The organism is Bacillus sp. FSL H8-0534 (assembly GCF_038005885.1).
GTDB lineage: Bacteria > Bacillota > Bacilli > Bacillales > Bacillaceae_G > Bacillus_A > Bacillus_A pseudomycoides.
In genome coordinates this window covers 254,123-269,664 of the sequence record NZ_JBBOUC010000002.1, presented here as the reverse complement: position 1 = coordinate 269,664, position 15,542 = coordinate 254,123, and the positions used below count along the sequence as shown (strand labels likewise).

Sequence of the window (15,542 nt, the reverse complement as noted above, 5' to 3'; positions counted from 1 at the left end):
TAAAATTAATTGTCGCATCTTAAACATAGTAGAAGAACATAGAAAAATAGCGATGAGTTTTCCATAAATGTGGCATTCTAATCGCTCTCGTTTGATATTGTGCCAATCATGAATTTGAAATAAGGATTTCCAAGTTTTAAAGATAATTTCAACCTGCCAGCGGAGGGAATAAAAATCATATATTTGTTCCATCGGAACCCATTCCAAAGGTGTATTGGTAACATAAATGTTCATACCAGTTAATCGTTTGCTTTTCTCTGAGTACGTAATACCCTTTTTACTTTCCGTATACACTTGTTTTTTCTTACGCTCTCGAAGTTGTTTTTCAGGTAATCGATATATAATAACTCGTGTAAATAGTTTTTTATCCTTTCCGATATAAGCATCTGATATTTCATAGATCTGTCCCGGTTTTAAGGTATTCATAATGTGTTCTAAATCAACTTTGATGTACTGAGACTGTTTTTTTACTGTTCCATTTCGAAAGTATTCAGGAAACTCATTTTTGATATACACCATATTATTTAGTTTAAGTCGCGATATATAATACACGCCTCGTTGGTCCATTTGATCTAAATCTTCCAGTGAATAATAGCCTAAATCCCGAATACATAAATCGCCAGGTCGTAATGTTGCTAAACATTCTGTTCCAAAGGTCTTATCATTGTTCTTCCCCGGTTCAACTTGAAAATTTAAAAACTGTCCACTATGTAAATCATATTCTAATTGAATCTTTATACCTGCTGTTTGTGCACAACCACCTGATCCAGGATACACACTAGCTAAATGTTTTGGCACTTGAAAAATCGTCGCATCTAAAATACGAATCCGTTGAAAATAGGTAATTGAAGAGCTTGGAATCACTGATGTTTCACAAATTTTATTTTTTAATAATATAGAGAAGATATGTTTTAAAAAGCAAACAGCTTTCTTATTGAAGCGTTTATTTAGTCCTTCTGGGCTCATAAGAGTTCCTGTAACAGCATGAAGTTGACTACACAGTCGAACTAAGGAATCACTCGCTACACGTTGATTAATCCACACACAAATAATAGCTAAATCACGTCCTGAAAACTTACGCTTTCGTTGTACAAAAGCTAGTTCTCTAGCGAGTTTTTCTAAAAATGATGGGGTAAGATGTTGATGTAATTCTTCAGCAAATAATTGTAGCTCGCTTCGAATCGAAAGATTCATAAAAATCTCATCCTTTCTAATAATCAAGCTTGTTTAGAAAGAATAACGTTTTTTTATACCTGAGGATAGTGAAAACTTCGCGTCTTTCTTACAAATATCGTGAATTTATTTCAAATTCGCAGTTTTCTGTTAATTAAAGGAGACAAACTTGGATATATATGCTAGCATCAGGGAGGAATTGTAAAGAAAACTGAAAAAATGGAGGTAATTATGAAAACTTTCATATATATGGTGAGACACGGGGATTCACCGAAATTTGGAAAAGAAGAGACAAGAGGATTAACTGAAAAAGGAAAATTAGACGTTCAACGAATAACAGATGTATTACGAGGTGAGGGAATTGACGTTGTTATTTCAAGTCCGTACAATCGTTCAATTCTAACTGTTCAGCAGTTAGCGAAGCAAATAGGACAAGAAGTTTTAGTATTTGAAGACTTAAAAGAGAGAATTTTTATTGCTGAAGAGGAACGAATGTCGGATGAAGAATTATTCCCTTTGATAAAAAAGTCATTCTTAGACCCTGACTTTGCTTTAACGGGAGGAGAGTCTAATGCCGACTGTCAGAAACGTGCTATAAAAGTCTTAAAAGAATTATTAAACACCTATCGAGGGCAGAAAGTAGTATTAGGCACTCATGGAGCTGTAATGACTTTGATGATGGGATATTATGACAGTAAGTATGAATTGAATTTTTTACTACAGACATCAAAACCAGATATATATAGAATGGAATTCAATGGACAGGAATTGGTGGAGGTTAAAAGATTGTGGGAAATTTCATAGATTGACCTTACTCATCCATAGCTTCTCCCAATGATGTGTATTATAAGCAATAGGGTTACTGCGGTAACTCTTTTTCTTATGGCACTGACGGGGGATTGAGTTCAACAATCTAAAAACTTCGGTTCCTTAGCGTACAAAATTCACGTTTTGTTCTTGCTATCTCGAGGTGAAATGGGAGGGAATATTTTTTGGGAAGGATACCTTTAAAGTTATTTTTTAAATCAATCCTATTTTTTTTCTTATGCGGTATTGTTGTTTATTCTATATTTCAGATTATTTTTGTCTGGAGTGTTTCGACAGGATTAGGGAGGGATGATATAGTCGGATTTTCTGATAATAAGTATGTAATTGGTCGTCCACCTGTTAGCTATAATTTATATAAAAAAGATAGTGGGGAAACTATATTAGATAATGTTATTGGTTATAAAAAAGGAAAAACTAAGAGCTATATTCGGAATGAAATTGAATTTGTAGTGATAAATGAGACAAAGGGTAGCTATGAATTGTATAAAATAGAAAAGGCTTCAGAAAAGGATATAGAACGGCTGAAAGAAATGAAGAAATTAGAATAAAAGAGACTATCTGAAAGGTAAAAATGCTGTTGGTTTGAAATAAAGGTTGATAATTAATAATAAAGTTCAATAAAAGTCTAACTTCAGGATTCTTCATTAAGCAGAGGGGCAGGTTATTTGAAGACGGTGGAAAGTAATGTTAGCGTTTTACATAGGGGGTATAGTATGAGAGATATAAAGATGATAGCTCAAACAGTGAAAGAAACATTTGTTCAACTTAATGGTTTTAAATTATTTACAAAATTTTATGGGGACAAAAAGAATAAGCCAACTGTCATAATGGATGCTGGATATGGAGACTATTCCAAATCGTGGAAGTTTGTTGTGTCTGAAATTTCTGTACTTACAGATGTTCTCGTTTATGATAGAGCTGGATTAGGAAAAAGCGGGAAAAGCTTGAATCCTAGAACAAGTACATATATGGTAAAAGAGTTAAAAGAAGCCCTTATTCGATTGAGTATTAAGCCCCCTTACATCTTGGTGGGACATTCTTTTGGTGGGGTAAATGCACGCATATATACTTCTGAATATCCTCAAGAGGTCGCAGGGGTAGTGCTAGTTGACTCTACACCCGAAGACTATAAAGATAGGTTTTTGCCAACAATGCCTAAGGCGTTTCAAGATGCTTATAACAAACAATTTGTTTATGAGGGTACATATGATGAATTTATGGAAAGCCTGCAACAGCTAAAGGATTCAAGAAGGAAACTGAGTGTCCCTTTAATTGTTATATCAGCAGGTAAAAAAGCTCATTATTCAGAAGAATCACAAGGGCTATGGAATAAAATGCAGAAGGAGATTCTTCAAATATCCTCTAATGGTGAATTTATAATAGCTAAAAATAGTGCCCATTATATACAAAATGATGAACCAGAAGTCGTAGTTAATGCAGTAAAAAGGTTAATTGATAACATTTGAAAATTGGACTGTGAAGTAATCAAACTTTTTTATAAGATTTCCATACTTCATTAGAAAGCTTAACTCTATTTTGATCAATCTTTATTCAAAATGGAGTTTTTTATTGGATGCTTGATTAGGTTGAGCGATTTCGTTTTTATTAAACTTAATTAAAATTCTACAAATGCACACTTGTTATTGTTAGATATACAAAATGGTTTAGACTGATAACTGAGTTTTATTTCATGAAAAGAGTCATTATTAAAATAAAGTATTGGGGGTTCAGTCCCATGCCCATCAAGCTAAGATTTTCAGAAATCTCCCATAACAAAAATTTTACCTTTTCACAGTTATTCATAAGAGTTCGGCTCATTTTTTCTTTTTTGAGGCCTTTATTTTTCTTAAGTTGATGGGCATGGGGTAGCACCAACATTTCGCGGATTCTGTACGCTAAGGTTAAATCCCCTGGTATAACAAGGTTTTCGTTATAAGTACCAAAAAACGAACGTTTAAAACAGATAGTGTTCTACGCGTCGCCTTTGTTATAGAACGAATCGTTACTATTCCAAATTTACAGAAAATTTGCTATAATATTTTCATGAATGGAATATTTTACATTTTGGGAGGATGGAATGGAGAAAAAAACAGATTTTTCGTTGTCACTTTTGTTTTTTTGGATTAAAGGGTTTGTTTCAGTTGATTCAAGATTTGTAAAAGTATCAACAGGGAACACTATATTAGGGTTTATTCCTGCTGGAAAAGATAATCAAAGCATTCCTTTGAAAAATATTAGTTCTTCAATGATTTCTTCTCAGTATAGAATAAAACCTATTATATTAGGATTGATTATTCTTCTTTTTTCCTTTAATACCATAGGAAATAACTTTGTATTCGGACTCATTTTACTATTAATTGGCATTGGTATTTTAGGTAGTGGTATGCAAAATATATTGATTATTCAAAGGGCAGGATCAGATTATATTATTTCAGTACCATTCTTTGAAAAAGCTAAATTGGAAATTATTCAAGATTGTATTGCTGAAGCATTAGCTTATGATACAGATAAAACTGATTTAAATTTATTTTTTAATAAAAAATAAAAAAGACGATAGGAAATCCTATCGTCTTTTTTGGAAATTTGAACTAAGTTAAGCAAAAAATACAATAAGCTGCCCATATGGACAGCTCCTTTACATAATTCTCGTTAGAGGAAGTAAAAACTTGAATCAAAATCAATCCCTAAAATGTTTAAATAGGCTTATGAAATACAATTTTTTCCTTTGAAATAAATATAGATTATGTGATTAATTGATTTAAGGGGGATTATATGTGAAGAAAATATATATACTGTTATCAATAATTGGGGCAGTTGTACCCTACTCTTATTTCATTCCGTTTTTGATGGAAAATGGATTTAACCTGCTTCTTTTTTCACAAGAATTATTTGCTAATCGTATATCTACTTTCTTTGCTGCAGACTTTTTTATTTCTTGTTTAGTATTTTGGGTATTTTTATATAGCGAAACAAAAAAATACCAAATTAGATATTGGTGGATATGTATTATTGCAACAGTAACAGTTGGACTGTCTTTTGCTCTACCCTTATTTCTTTATTTTAGGCATTCCAAACTCCAACAAACAACATAAGAATTACTCTTTTCACTTTTAATTAACTGTATATTCTATACATGTGAGGTTAACATAACGCATCATTATCGGTAGGCAATCTATCTTGAAACTTACCAAATTCACTTAAGGGATTTTTTCCAGTTTGAATAATAATAAATTAACTGAATTAATAAAGTCATTATTGCAATACCTGCAACGATTACAAAATACATTAATTCAACCTCTAACAAATACATCCCTATTACCGAAATAAATACAAAAGGGATTGAAGCTAATACATTGTAAAAACGTTTTTTATAAAAAAGTGTATCTTTTGCGTTTATATAATTATTGAACATAAATATTTCCCCATTCTTCTTTATTAATCTTATTTTTACGTTTCAAAAGGTATACATTATGGGGTACCGCCCCACATCCATCAACTTAAGGATTTGGACTATTCTTGAAGTTAAAAGCACGTTACCATTCTCTTATATTAATGAGAAAGGGTGACGTGCTTTTTATGAATATGCATCAAAAACAAGAGTTGTCTTTATTTGCCGAAGAGTTATATCGATATATGTCTCCCGCTACACTTAATCAATTGGCTATAGAAGCAGGCGGTATGAAACGAAAACGTAAATGCCACGGGCATCATTTTTTATCTTTGTGTGTATGGTTAAATCAACAGGTCGCTACTACCTCTCTTACTCAACTTTGTAGTCAATTAAAAACTTCAACAGGAGTTTTATTAAGTCCGGAGGGACTTAATCGACGATTTAATTCGGCTTCTGTAGCCTTCTTTCGAACTGTATTTACTACACTTCTACAAGCTAAAATTGGAGGGTTATCTAAGATTTCTCATTCTCTTTCTGCTTACTTTGAGCGCATTCGTATCCTTGATGCTACAACCTTTCAAGTTCCAGATCGATTCGTATCTACTTATCCTGGTGCCGGAGGATGCAGTCAATACCAAATATACATAGCCAGGTAACATATAATATATTAATATTAAAATGTTACAAGAGGGGGTCTCATAATGAAGTATGTGCATACAAAAATTACGGATCAAGATGGAAATGTGCAAGAAGTAACAGGGGATATGATACTAACGTTGAGTGTGAAAGACCAAAATTGTACAGTAATCGCGCACGGCGAATACGATATGCAAAATTTTTCGAATCTCATGCAAGGGACAATGAAAGCATGGGTTCAAATGAGCCGTGCGAAAGAATATCCGTCTTGTATATTCGATATGCTGCTACAGGAATAGTATCAATCCGCTTTAGAAGAGATTGGGCCTAAGAGTGGTAAGATCGAAAATGAAGAAACAGAGAAGTTTGATCTAGAATTGTATATGGGAAGAGTAAGTATGCTGAAAAACGGCATACGATTGCCATCCTTCAGAAAGGAATATACAAAATACCCGTTTGTCGTGGACAAAGCTGAGTTTGTATAGGAATACGAATCAATCATTCTTCCAAAAATCGAAGAAATATTACATCTGATTTCTTCCGACCTTGTAGAATCTGAAATATTCACCAAGTTGATAATAGAGTATGGTTTGCGCAGTATTGAATTAGATGAAATGATAGACGAGATGCAGGAACGATTAATCATGCTCTATGATATTGCGATTAGCTTACATGTGCCCACGTTGCTTGAAGTGTTGCGTATTCAAAAAGCGTATCAGCATGAATGATTGCGATAGAGTCGTAGTGATTGAGAATACAAAGAAGAGGGGTATATTTTCCTTTAGCAGAAAAGACAGGGTATCCCGCTATTTTGTTTGTTATTATCATTATATTTTGGATTCCTGCCCTGTTAATTTCTGCATTTATGACAATGAGACACAGAGTAAAGGTACATGAACAGAAAAGAGAGATAGATGTAATGTTATTACGACAAGACTTAGAAAAAGATAACAGATTCCTGTTTATAAATAGCATAACAGGAGAGTTGTACGTACAGACTAAGAGTGCTTGTATATCATGTGAGGGTTATAGTGATTTAGTTGATAAGACAGAGAAGTTTGGAGAGAAAGACAATCCTTCTTTACAATTAAAACTGAAAATCTGTACACATTGTATGGCAGAAGGTAAAACAGGTCTTGATGTACTAGGGGAAGGGTATGGGAGAGAAAGACGAATAGACGGGATAAGAGTATAAGAATAATAATAGATTTTAAAGATGTTTTATTACAAGACGATAGATTTGTAGATATAGACGAAAAATACATTTTGAAATACCATTTTAGGAGTGTAAACATGAATACAAAGGAATGCTATTCATCACCAGACATAACGAATTGGTTAATAGGTACTGGTATTTACTTAATTTTAGGGTTAGTAGTTGCTGTAACCGTTTATGTGACACACCGTAACTCACAAAGAAGACCCTCATTATGGATTTTATTTATCATCAATTGCTTGTGGCTTATTTTTCTAATTATATGGGTGTCTTCGATTATCAAACAAAAGATAAAACAGAAGAAAACGTATAGCATAGAAGAAATGGAAAATGAATTACATGAAGACGATAGATTTGTATACGAAAACGGGGAATTTCAACAAGTAGTTATGAATTGTAAGTACTGTAAATCTGAAAGCAATTTAGACTATGATGTGATTGTAGTATACGATGAAGATGGTAACGAGAAATTTTCGATAGCGTTTTGGGAATGTGATACTTGTAGGAATTCACATATAATAGACTAGGAGGTTAGATGTACATGCTTGTATTTAAGATTTATTTAGGGCTAGGGGCACATGTCCATCAAGCTAAGGTTTTAATATACTCCTAAATGAAAATTTTCTTTCTCTGCAGGTAGTTACTTTGAGAAGTCAGCTCATTTTCTCGTTTGGGAGGGTGTTTATTTTTCTTAAGTTGATGGATATGGGGTACGGCAACGATTCGTTCTTTTTCGGGCCACTTGTAAACAGCTTTGAAATGTATGATAAAACGTTGACTTTAAGGTAATTAGATTTGAAGTTTTCAAAAACGTTCTCTTTAAATATGTTCCGTAAACTTATTTTTTCAGTTGTTGTTTTGGAATAAAGTTTGATCAAAAAGCATTTACAAACTCTCATATTATGCCAAGACAAAAGAAACCATTTTGAAAAATCTATTTATCAAGATGTGGATTTGAAAGAAAGTTGAATCGTTTATAACAAAGTTTAACCGTTTTAAAAAAAGATTAACTGTTTATAAAAAAGTCGTACCGTTTTATAGAAATGAACCATAGGACCTTTTTATTTCTTAATCTATGTGATATATTTTTATCATAAAGAGCGAAATATATCACACAGGAGGGATTATATGAAAAATAAATTATCTTATTTGGGGTTTCTCGGTTTTTTTGGCTTTTTAAGCCCGTTCTCATTTTTAGGTGATTATTCATCGTTTGTAGGTTATTTTTTCGGTTTCTTTTTCTTCTTTTTGTATGCAAAGGTTGTGCCCGATGAGCTCTTTATACAGCATGTTCGTATCGCCGCTACAAGAGCATTTTTCGTAGCACTCATACTGGGCATTATAGTAACATTAAGTGTTTTGATTTTGGAAAATTTAGATGTAATTAGATTCCTTGTTACAATTTCGCTTTTCATACCATTCGGTACATTCCTAATTAGTCTTGAAATATTTGAACATAGAGAAAAGAAAGGGATGCAAGATGCCAATTAAGACTCGAATGAAAGAATATAGGGTAAGGCTAAATATGTCTCAAGAAGATTTAGCTAACAAGGTTGGGGTCAGAAGAGAAACAATTGGGAATCTCGAAAATGGAAAATATAATCCTTCATTCAAACTTACTTATGATATTGCGAAGGTTTTGAAAGCACCTATTGAGGTTCTGTTTTGGTTTGAAGAATAAGTTAATTTTAGTGCAAGTAAGTCAACTTTCCTATTAAACATTTCTAGGAGTTTTAATCAGACTTTGTTATAAAAATTAATTTTATATTTCTAACACGAAAATCCATTTTGATCAATCTTTTTTTCAAAATGGATTCTTTTTACTTATCGTAAAATATGAGGTTGCGAGGTGTTTTTGATTAAACTTTATTTCAAAGCTACACAAGACCTAAATTAAAAAAACCAATAAATTTAAGGACATTACATATTTTATATGACTAATATGTAATGTCCTTTCTTATTCAACAATCGCGCCCGTTTGTTGAAGATTAATTTTCATTATGCTTTTTGTGCCGAGTCCAATGCTTTTTTTAATTCGTCCGGTTTTTGAGTACCGATTACCACTGTGTTATATTTCAACTTTAGCTCTATACCTTTCTTTCCATTCATGTTATAGGCTTTTTCACCCTTAAGGTTAAAACGAATTCCCCATCCTCCAAATCGTTTTAGTGGACTGTAGGTAATGCATTCATAGTGACGTATATTTTTAAAAAGGTACTGCTTATATTGAAAATGAAAAGGAACAAAACGAACATAAAGACCTTTTTCACGGACCTCAATGATCAGTTTCAATGCCCCAAGCATTAATACAGGAAAGGCAATCCCAAAAAACAACCACAAAACAATTAATATCCCATTGGGAGCTGGTTTATCTCCAAACGGGGTATCAAGGATAATTTGTTGAATGAATCCATACCACATCAGTATGGCGATCCCCAATATGAGTATCCATACCCAAATTTGTTGTGGTCGCTGAACCTCACGAAAGATAACATGTTCTTGTTGTTTCATTAATGATTGTCACCTCCTAAATGGTTTATTTATTTGATTTAATTTCAAGGATATTTTCTTCAACAATCTGGTCCGATAGTTGAAGAAGGAGAACAACGTTCTCCTATTGACTATAACATCTTATATACATCTGCGTAAGCTACTTTCAGTTGCTCTCTTAATTGCTTGTTTTCATCTTCCAATTTCTTATTTTTCCTTTTTAGAGAAGCAATAAGGCCTCACCATATCATTTTGGGAATTTTTTATAGAATATTTGTTGATGACAGAATCCTGAACCATACACAATATCGTATGTTCCCTCTTCAATATACTGCTTTATTTATTTTAGATTTTTATAATGTACAGTTCTTTTTTACAATTATGTATACTCAAAAGTCTTTCGATTTGTTTTTGGATGGTAAGACATTTTTCTCCATTTTTTCATAAAGATTAAGTAATTGTTTGATAAATGCAATTTTCGGTGCTAACCAATACGAAAATAATGCTGAAATACTTCCTAATAAAGCTCCTGTTACGACATCGAAAGGATAATGAACTCCTACCCAGATACGAGAGATAGCTACACAGAGTGCAAGCACAAGCCATAACCATCCAGTCTTTTTACGAACAAGCCAAAATGAAAAACAAATTGAAAAAAATAGAATCGTATGGTCACTAGGAAATGAATTATCTACTGCATGATCGACAAGTTTATTAACATCAGGTAATACTGCAAATGGTTGATAATTCAAATGAAATTTCCCTGCTAGTTTTCCAATTATCTCAGCAGTCACGAAAGCAACCATCGCTTGAATAATCATCATCCTGTTTTTTCGAGAGCGAGTAAACCAGTAAGCTATAATAATTAAGCCTAAAAAATATACCATATATTCCGCCAAAAATATCATGGGTGAGTTTAGGAATGAATATTGTTTACCTAAATCATTGATGGCTCGAAAAGCATCAATATTTAATTGAGAAAAAGACATTTTAAATACACTCCTTAAATCGATATATATCAATAAATTAAATATAAATCTAAATGGTTTTTATCTAATTAAACCTTAGGTAGGTTCAAATATTACATTGCTCAGTGAATATCTACCCTTTTAAAATAGATAATTAATGATATTAATCCAATAAAAGATGTTGCAAAAATAACAATATAGGAATATTCAGGAGGGTAAGTGGGAAGAAGCGTATTTCTTGAAATATCTCCTGCTGCTTGCCATGGAAACAATCCTCTATGTTTTGAATTTGTCGTCATTAAGTTTAATAAGACTATTACAATCGTAAATACCATAGTTGGTACATAACTCTTTAATACAATTGTTATAAATATGGCTGGTGTTGATAGAATAAAAAGAAATGCTCCACCTATAAGAAGTCGTTTTAAGGAATTTATTAATAATAATGAATTAAGACCTTTAAACTGTCCTAATAGACCGAAAATGACAGTTAGTCCCCAAGCAACCAAAATTAAGAGCATAATCCATAAGAATAAGACTATTAATTTGCTTATAAGGAATTTAATGCGTGATACAGGAATAGTTAATAAATTTTTTAATGTGTCTTCTGCATATTCACGATTAAAAAGATAAGCGGTGATGACTCCAAATAGAGGGACTCCAATCACTACAACAGTATACAAAGTGACTTCATTAAACAGTTGTTCAAACACAATAGTTGGAGTAGGATGTTTTGTTTTTATGCTTATATATGAAGCTACTACTACCATAAAAGGTGCTACCGCTGCCCCCATAATACTAATCAAAAGCATATAAGACCGTTTTAATTTTAATAGTTCTGTGTATAATAAACTAACCAATTGTTCCACCTCCAACCAATTTGGTGAAGTAATCTTCCAATTTATCCTCGCTCATCATAATTTTTAATACTTCAATATCGTTTTGGACAAACGCTTTATTAATCTTTCCTTGTTGTCCCAAATGAGAATAGACACGAATGTTTCCTTCATTATGAACCTCATAATCTGAGTTATGAAATTGACTTTCTAACAGCATCGCGGCTTTATTATCATTATTTACTTGGAATTCCAAGTATTGACGATTTGTTTTTCGAAGTGTATCAAGAGCAATCTCCTCTAATAGTTTTCCTTCATGAATAATTCCCATATGATCGACTAGCTGTTCGACTTCAGCTAAAATATGGCTAGAAATTAATATCGTTATATTTCTTTCCTTTGCTAAAGATTTAATCAGCTTTCGCATTTCTTTAATACCAATTGGATCTAAGCCGTTAGTTGGTTCATCTAATATTAATAATTCTGGATAATGGAGAAGAGATCTTGCAATTCCTAATCGTTGCTTCATTCCTAAAGAGTATTTTCCGACCAGTTTTTTCGCTTCATGTTGTAGTCCGACAATCTCTAATACTTCTTCAATCGTATTTTTTTATGAACTCCAATGATTTTTGCCTTAATTAATAAATTTTCCTTTGCGGTTAGATTTTCATAAAAACCTGGAACTTCAACAATTGAACCAATTCTTCTTAAAATTTCTTTCTGATTCTGCGCTAAGTCTTCACCAAATATTTCAATTTTTCCACTTGTAGGTTTTATTAATCCTAGTAACATTCGGATAGTAGTTGTTTTACCTGCACCATTTCGACCAATAAATCCATAAATCTGTCCCTGATGTACATTTAAATTCAAGTTATCAACTGATTTCTGGTTGCCATATCTCTTCGTTAAATTAACGGTTTTTATTATTGTACTCATGTGAAAATACCAACTTTCTTGTGTGTCTATAATTTTATTATGGGAAAATTTTTTTAAATGGGGTTTAACTATTTCTTAACTATTTCTTAATTAAGAAGTAGAAGAACAAATATTAAACAATGATACAAAAATAATAAAAGCAGCTGTACAAATAGCTGCTAAAAACTTATATTCAAAAAAATATAACAGATCTTATTTGTCTACCTTAACTAAGGATACATCAAGTTTATAACTTTGTTGTATATTATCCAACCTTCTTGTGAAATTTGTATCTTTGCTGCGAATACATACCTGTGTACAGAAAATTTTATATTTATGAACAGAGGATAAAACCCAATAATATCAACGTTTTCTAGCTATAATCATGTTCATAAAGTGTGTAAACAAATCAATGTTCAATTAAACTTAGGTTTTTATCTTTCTGAACATATGTTCATCTTTATAAAATACTGTAATGATAAGGGTTTGTAGTCCTTAGCGTACAATTTTCCCAGAATGATATAGTGACCCATTGCCATCAACTTAAAAAAACAGATCAACCCCAAAACGAAAAAAAGAGCTGAATGGTTATAAATAATTGTAGTGAGATAAAAATTTTCATTTAGGGGGGCACTGCATAACTTTAGCTTGATGGCGATGTGGCGGTACCCCTAGTTAGAACTAAAAAGAAACACGTTTTATAAAATTATGAAGGAATATGAAGAAGTAAAGTAGCCTCTATCCTGTAGGAAATGATTCTTTTTTGTTGCGATTAAATCTTTAAATGAAATACATCTAAACTGCATCTCATATTTATATAGCGGATATATCCTATAAATACATCCAATGTGATGTGAAAAAATATAAGAAGAGGGGAGAGGAATGAAAAAAACTATTACCAATTTGTGCGATAGCACTTTTTCAATAGGTTATTCTTCAGCAGCGAGTGCGTCTACTGAAACAATAATAAAGGAAGAAATAGCAATTCAAGAATAATAAAATTAAAGTAAGTTGACAAAATCAGGCTCTGGTTCAAAAAATATTTTCATTGTGTACACTGATAATATTAATAAATAAAGGACGTGTATGACGATGACAAAGGCAGCTGAGCGCTTTTTTAACAAAGTCTTGGCTGCCTTTCATACTATAAATCTCGTATGATAACTGCAGATGGCGCTAAAGCCCATCTTGTTGTAAAACAAGTAAAACAGCATACTTCAAGATATGCTACTTCGTGTAAAAAAATATTCAAACAATATCATTGAACAAGACCGTTGGTATATTAAAAAACGGAATTGGAACATGTTAGAATTAAAATCCTTTTAAACTGATAAAAAGATAATCAATTGAATAGAGGTCATGAATATGGTCAAAACGAGACAGATAGATTTAGGGGACTAGTCAATATTTGCATCAAGCACTTGGTTGTATTCATTGTATAAGCTAAGATCCCGTTAGGAATTTACAACACATTTGTCCTTATATTCATATTTGCACTAGAACCAATAGGGCAAATGCTCTTCAATGCGATTAGGAGTAATGAATAGGATATAAGCAACTAACTTGTCCTACATTGCAATATATGTAAAAGGTGCAGTATGTATTAAACTCCCCTTATACCCTAAGGAGGACTACTATGTGTAATTTTCGTACAATACTAATCATTTTGTTTTTCATGTTAGTTGGTTATTTATTTTTTTATGGTAGAATACTCTTCTCAGCAGAAGGGTAATTCATCATCAATATATAATTCATATATAACAAAGAAAAAATTACTATAATGGATGCTTCTTTCTTTTCCTAAAAAAGATAGATTCTTAATCTACTAATCCAGGAATACTATGTGTATGTTAACGCGCTAGTAATACTTTATATGGTTCTGGTGCGAAAACTTCAAGATAATTGCAAGTAATCTCTAAATCTTGGACATACTGATACTATTACTCTAAAAAAGGTGTGTGATTGTGGATTTGGAATAAAGTCGCGATGTTTTTAATAAAGTTGCGAAGCTTTGCCCCCTTTAGATATGATTGTCTAAAGGGGGTGTTTTTTATGTCTAAAAGAAAAAGAACATCTGAAATTGAAAAGTGGATGAAGCAAGATCGAGGTTCAGGTATATGTCCAGATTATCAGCCTTAGTTGAAGATTCAAGATGTTTCATCATTGGGTGGATCGACGAGATTAAGGGTATCAAAACGAAGCGTCAGCATGAATTTTTATCAGACTTGGAACGAAACCACTTTTACTTAACTGAATTTTCGTGTTTATAGATAGATATCAGAGAGAAATTCCCTCTATTACTTCAAATAGTACCTGTATTATTTCAATGATATATTTCCTGAAGAGGTTTCCAATTGCACTTTATAATCCCCGCTCCCAGACGTTCCTTTTGTTTCTTTTTTACCTTGTTGATGATTATCTAATACGATGCTGACTGAACGTCTCCCGCTGTTGGATTTGAGGAGTAGCGTGACATCTGGTTCATGCCCATTCAAGGAAACGTCCACATTTCCACTTGTTGTAGTAGCGTAAACCTCACTATGAAAGTGAAGGAAGTCAAGTTTTACGTTACCACTACTTCCATTAACTCGCAGGTTGTGCGTTTGCAGCTCCTTACCAACGACGCTGCCAGAGGAGCCATCGACTATGATTTCTCCTGTGAATTCAGTGGGAATTCGAACTTCCAATTGGGGCATCCAATCGATTTTAAACAGACGGGTTATATCATTTTTTACTCGAATCATTATTTTTCGTTTCCCCTTATCCATTAAAATTCCCGGACCATTGTCGTATAAAAGTAAGTACGCTTCCAATTCATCTATATCCGCTGATACTATATTTATCTTTGTGCTTCCATGATCTATGTGAATGGTATCTATATCTTTAAGGGAAGCCATTTGAAAGTCTTCACTTTCCAAACCTTCCGTACAGGCACTTAAAAACATTACAGCAAGAATAACCGACATGACCATAAAGTATTTCTTCATCTTTCAACACTCCTCTCGTTGGATACCATTATAGGAGGTGACGTCACGTCAATTTCAAGTTTTATATAGATTTATTAATGAAAATTAAAAAAAGTCTAAAAA

At 32.5% G+C, this 15,542-nt stretch carries 16 protein-coding genes and 4 pseudogenes; 12 read left to right on the top strand and 8 right to left on the bottom strand.

The features are described 5' to 3' along the window. A partial coding sequence (locus MHH71_RS28350; RefSeq protein WP_340725674.1) for an IS4 family transposase occupies positions 1-1,194 on the bottom strand: 1,194 nt, incomplete at its 3' end. Positions 1,195-1,404: 210 nt separating this feature from the next. Between MHH71_RS28350 and MHH71_RS28345 the strand changes: the two genes are divergently transcribed. The 5 genes from MHH71_RS28345 (at position 1,405) to MHH71_RS28325 (ending at position 5,093) form a co-directional block, all read left to right on the top strand. Then, the gene (locus MHH71_RS28345) at positions 1,405-1,977 is read left to right on the top strand and encodes a histidine phosphatase family protein (protein WP_033799424.1); all 573 of its coding nucleotides are present in this window, start codon (positions 1,405-1,407) and stop codon (positions 1,975-1,977) included. Positions 1,978-2,165: 188 nt separating this feature from the next. Then, a complete protein-coding gene (locus MHH71_RS28340; RefSeq protein ID WP_006097216.1) occupies positions 2,166-2,549 on the top strand; it encodes a hypothetical protein in 384 nt (127 codons plus the stop codon). 165 nt (positions 2,550-2,714) lie between these two features. Then, the gene (locus MHH71_RS28335) at positions 2,715-3,467 is read left to right on the top strand and encodes an alpha/beta fold hydrolase (protein WP_033799423.1); all 753 of its coding nucleotides are present in this window, start codon (positions 2,715-2,717) and stop codon (positions 3,465-3,467) included. A gap of 611 nt (positions 3,468-4,078) precedes the next feature. Further along, a complete protein-coding gene (locus MHH71_RS28330) occupies positions 4,079-4,546 on the top strand; it encodes a hypothetical protein (RefSeq protein ID WP_033799421.1) in 468 nt (155 codons plus the stop codon). Positions 4,547-4,775: 229 nt separating this feature from the next. Beyond that, positions 4,776-5,093: a DUF2834 domain-containing protein gene (locus MHH71_RS28325; RefSeq protein ID WP_006097213.1), complete on the top strand. Its 318-nt coding sequence runs from the start codon at positions 4,776-4,778 to the stop codon at positions 5,091-5,093. Positions 5,094-5,194: 101 nt separating this feature from the next. Here the strand turns inward: MHH71_RS28325 and MHH71_RS28320 are convergent, their stop codons facing one another. After that, positions 5,195-5,413 carry a hypothetical protein gene (locus MHH71_RS28320; protein ID WP_006097212.1) on the bottom strand — a complete coding sequence of 73 codons (219 nt, stop codon included), beginning with the start codon at positions 5,411-5,413 and terminating at the stop codon, positions 5,195-5,197. 164 nt (positions 5,414-5,577) lie between these two features. On the opposite strand from MHH71_RS28320, the pseudogene MHH71_RS28315 reads away from it, so the two are divergent. From MHH71_RS28315 to MHH71_RS28290, 6 genes and pseudogenes are all read left to right on the top strand, one after another. Next, positions 5,578-6,021, top strand: a pseudogene (locus MHH71_RS28315) (IS4 family transposase); the annotation flags it as partial. A 72-nt stretch (positions 6,022-6,093) separates the two neighbouring features. After that, positions 6,094-6,327 carry a hypothetical protein gene (locus MHH71_RS28310; protein WP_006097210.1) on the top strand — a complete coding sequence of 78 codons (234 nt, stop codon included), beginning with the start codon at positions 6,094-6,096 and terminating at the stop codon, positions 6,325-6,327. Positions 6,328-6,776: 449 nt separating this feature from the next. Continuing rightward, positions 6,777-7,223: a hypothetical protein gene (locus tag MHH71_RS28305; protein ID WP_006097208.1), complete on the top strand. Its 447-nt coding sequence runs from the start codon at positions 6,777-6,779 to the stop codon at positions 7,221-7,223. Between the two features lie 98 nt (positions 7,224-7,321). Further along, positions 7,322-7,771 (top strand): hypothetical protein, encoded by a 450-nt coding sequence (locus MHH71_RS28300; RefSeq protein WP_006097207.1) that lies wholly within the window; start codon positions 7,322-7,324, stop codon positions 7,769-7,771. 601 nt (positions 7,772-8,372) lie between these two features. After that, a complete protein-coding gene (locus tag MHH71_RS28295; protein ID WP_006097206.1) occupies positions 8,373-8,735 on the top strand; it encodes a DUF3796 domain-containing protein in 363 nt (120 codons plus the stop codon). Then, a complete protein-coding gene (locus MHH71_RS28290; RefSeq protein ID WP_018783661.1) occupies positions 8,725-8,925 on the top strand; it encodes a helix-turn-helix transcriptional regulator in 201 nt (66 codons plus the stop codon). The genes MHH71_RS28295 and MHH71_RS28290 overlap by 11 nt, the downstream gene beginning before the upstream one ends. 317 nt (positions 8,926-9,242) lie before the next feature. Here MHH71_RS28290 and MHH71_RS28285 read toward each other — a convergent pair whose 3' ends face one another. The 5 genes and pseudogenes from MHH71_RS28285 to MHH71_RS28265 form a co-directional block, all read right to left on the bottom strand. Continuing rightward, entirely contained in the window at positions 9,243-9,755 is a 513-nt protein-coding gene (locus MHH71_RS28285; RefSeq protein WP_006097205.1) for a DUF6141 family protein, read from the bottom strand. Between the two features lie 110 nt (positions 9,756-9,865). Then, a pseudogene (locus MHH71_RS28280) lies at positions 9,866-9,970 on the bottom strand (DUF6262 family protein); the annotation flags it as partial. Between the two features lie 153 nt (positions 9,971-10,123). Beyond that, positions 10,124-10,723 carry an undecaprenyl-diphosphatase gene (locus tag MHH71_RS28275; RefSeq protein ID WP_033799419.1) on the bottom strand — a complete coding sequence of 200 codons (600 nt, stop codon included), beginning with the start codon at positions 10,721-10,723 and terminating at the stop codon, positions 10,124-10,126. A 101-nt stretch (positions 10,724-10,824) separates the two neighbouring features. Continuing rightward, positions 10,825-11,562: an ABC transporter permease gene (locus tag MHH71_RS28270; RefSeq protein ID WP_033799418.1), complete on the bottom strand. Its 738-nt coding sequence runs from the start codon at positions 11,560-11,562 to the stop codon at positions 10,825-10,827. Next, positions 11,555-12,474: pseudogene (locus MHH71_RS28265) on the bottom strand (ABC transporter ATP-binding protein). The gene MHH71_RS28270 and the pseudogene MHH71_RS28265 overlap by 8 nt, the downstream one beginning before the upstream one ends. A gap of 2,031 nt (positions 12,475-14,505) precedes the next feature. Between MHH71_RS28265 and MHH71_RS28260 the strand changes: the two are divergent. Beyond that, a pseudogene (locus MHH71_RS28260) lies at positions 14,506-14,720 on the top strand (heteromeric transposase endonuclease subunit TnsA); the annotation flags it as partial. 51 nt (positions 14,721-14,771) lie between these two features. Here the strand turns inward: MHH71_RS28260 and MHH71_RS28255 are convergent. Further along, positions 14,772-15,440 (bottom strand): DUF4097 family beta strand repeat-containing protein, encoded by a 669-nt coding sequence (locus tag MHH71_RS28255; RefSeq protein WP_006097198.1) that lies wholly within the window; start codon positions 15,438-15,440, stop codon positions 14,772-14,774. Positions 15,441-15,542 lie beyond the last annotated feature (102 nt).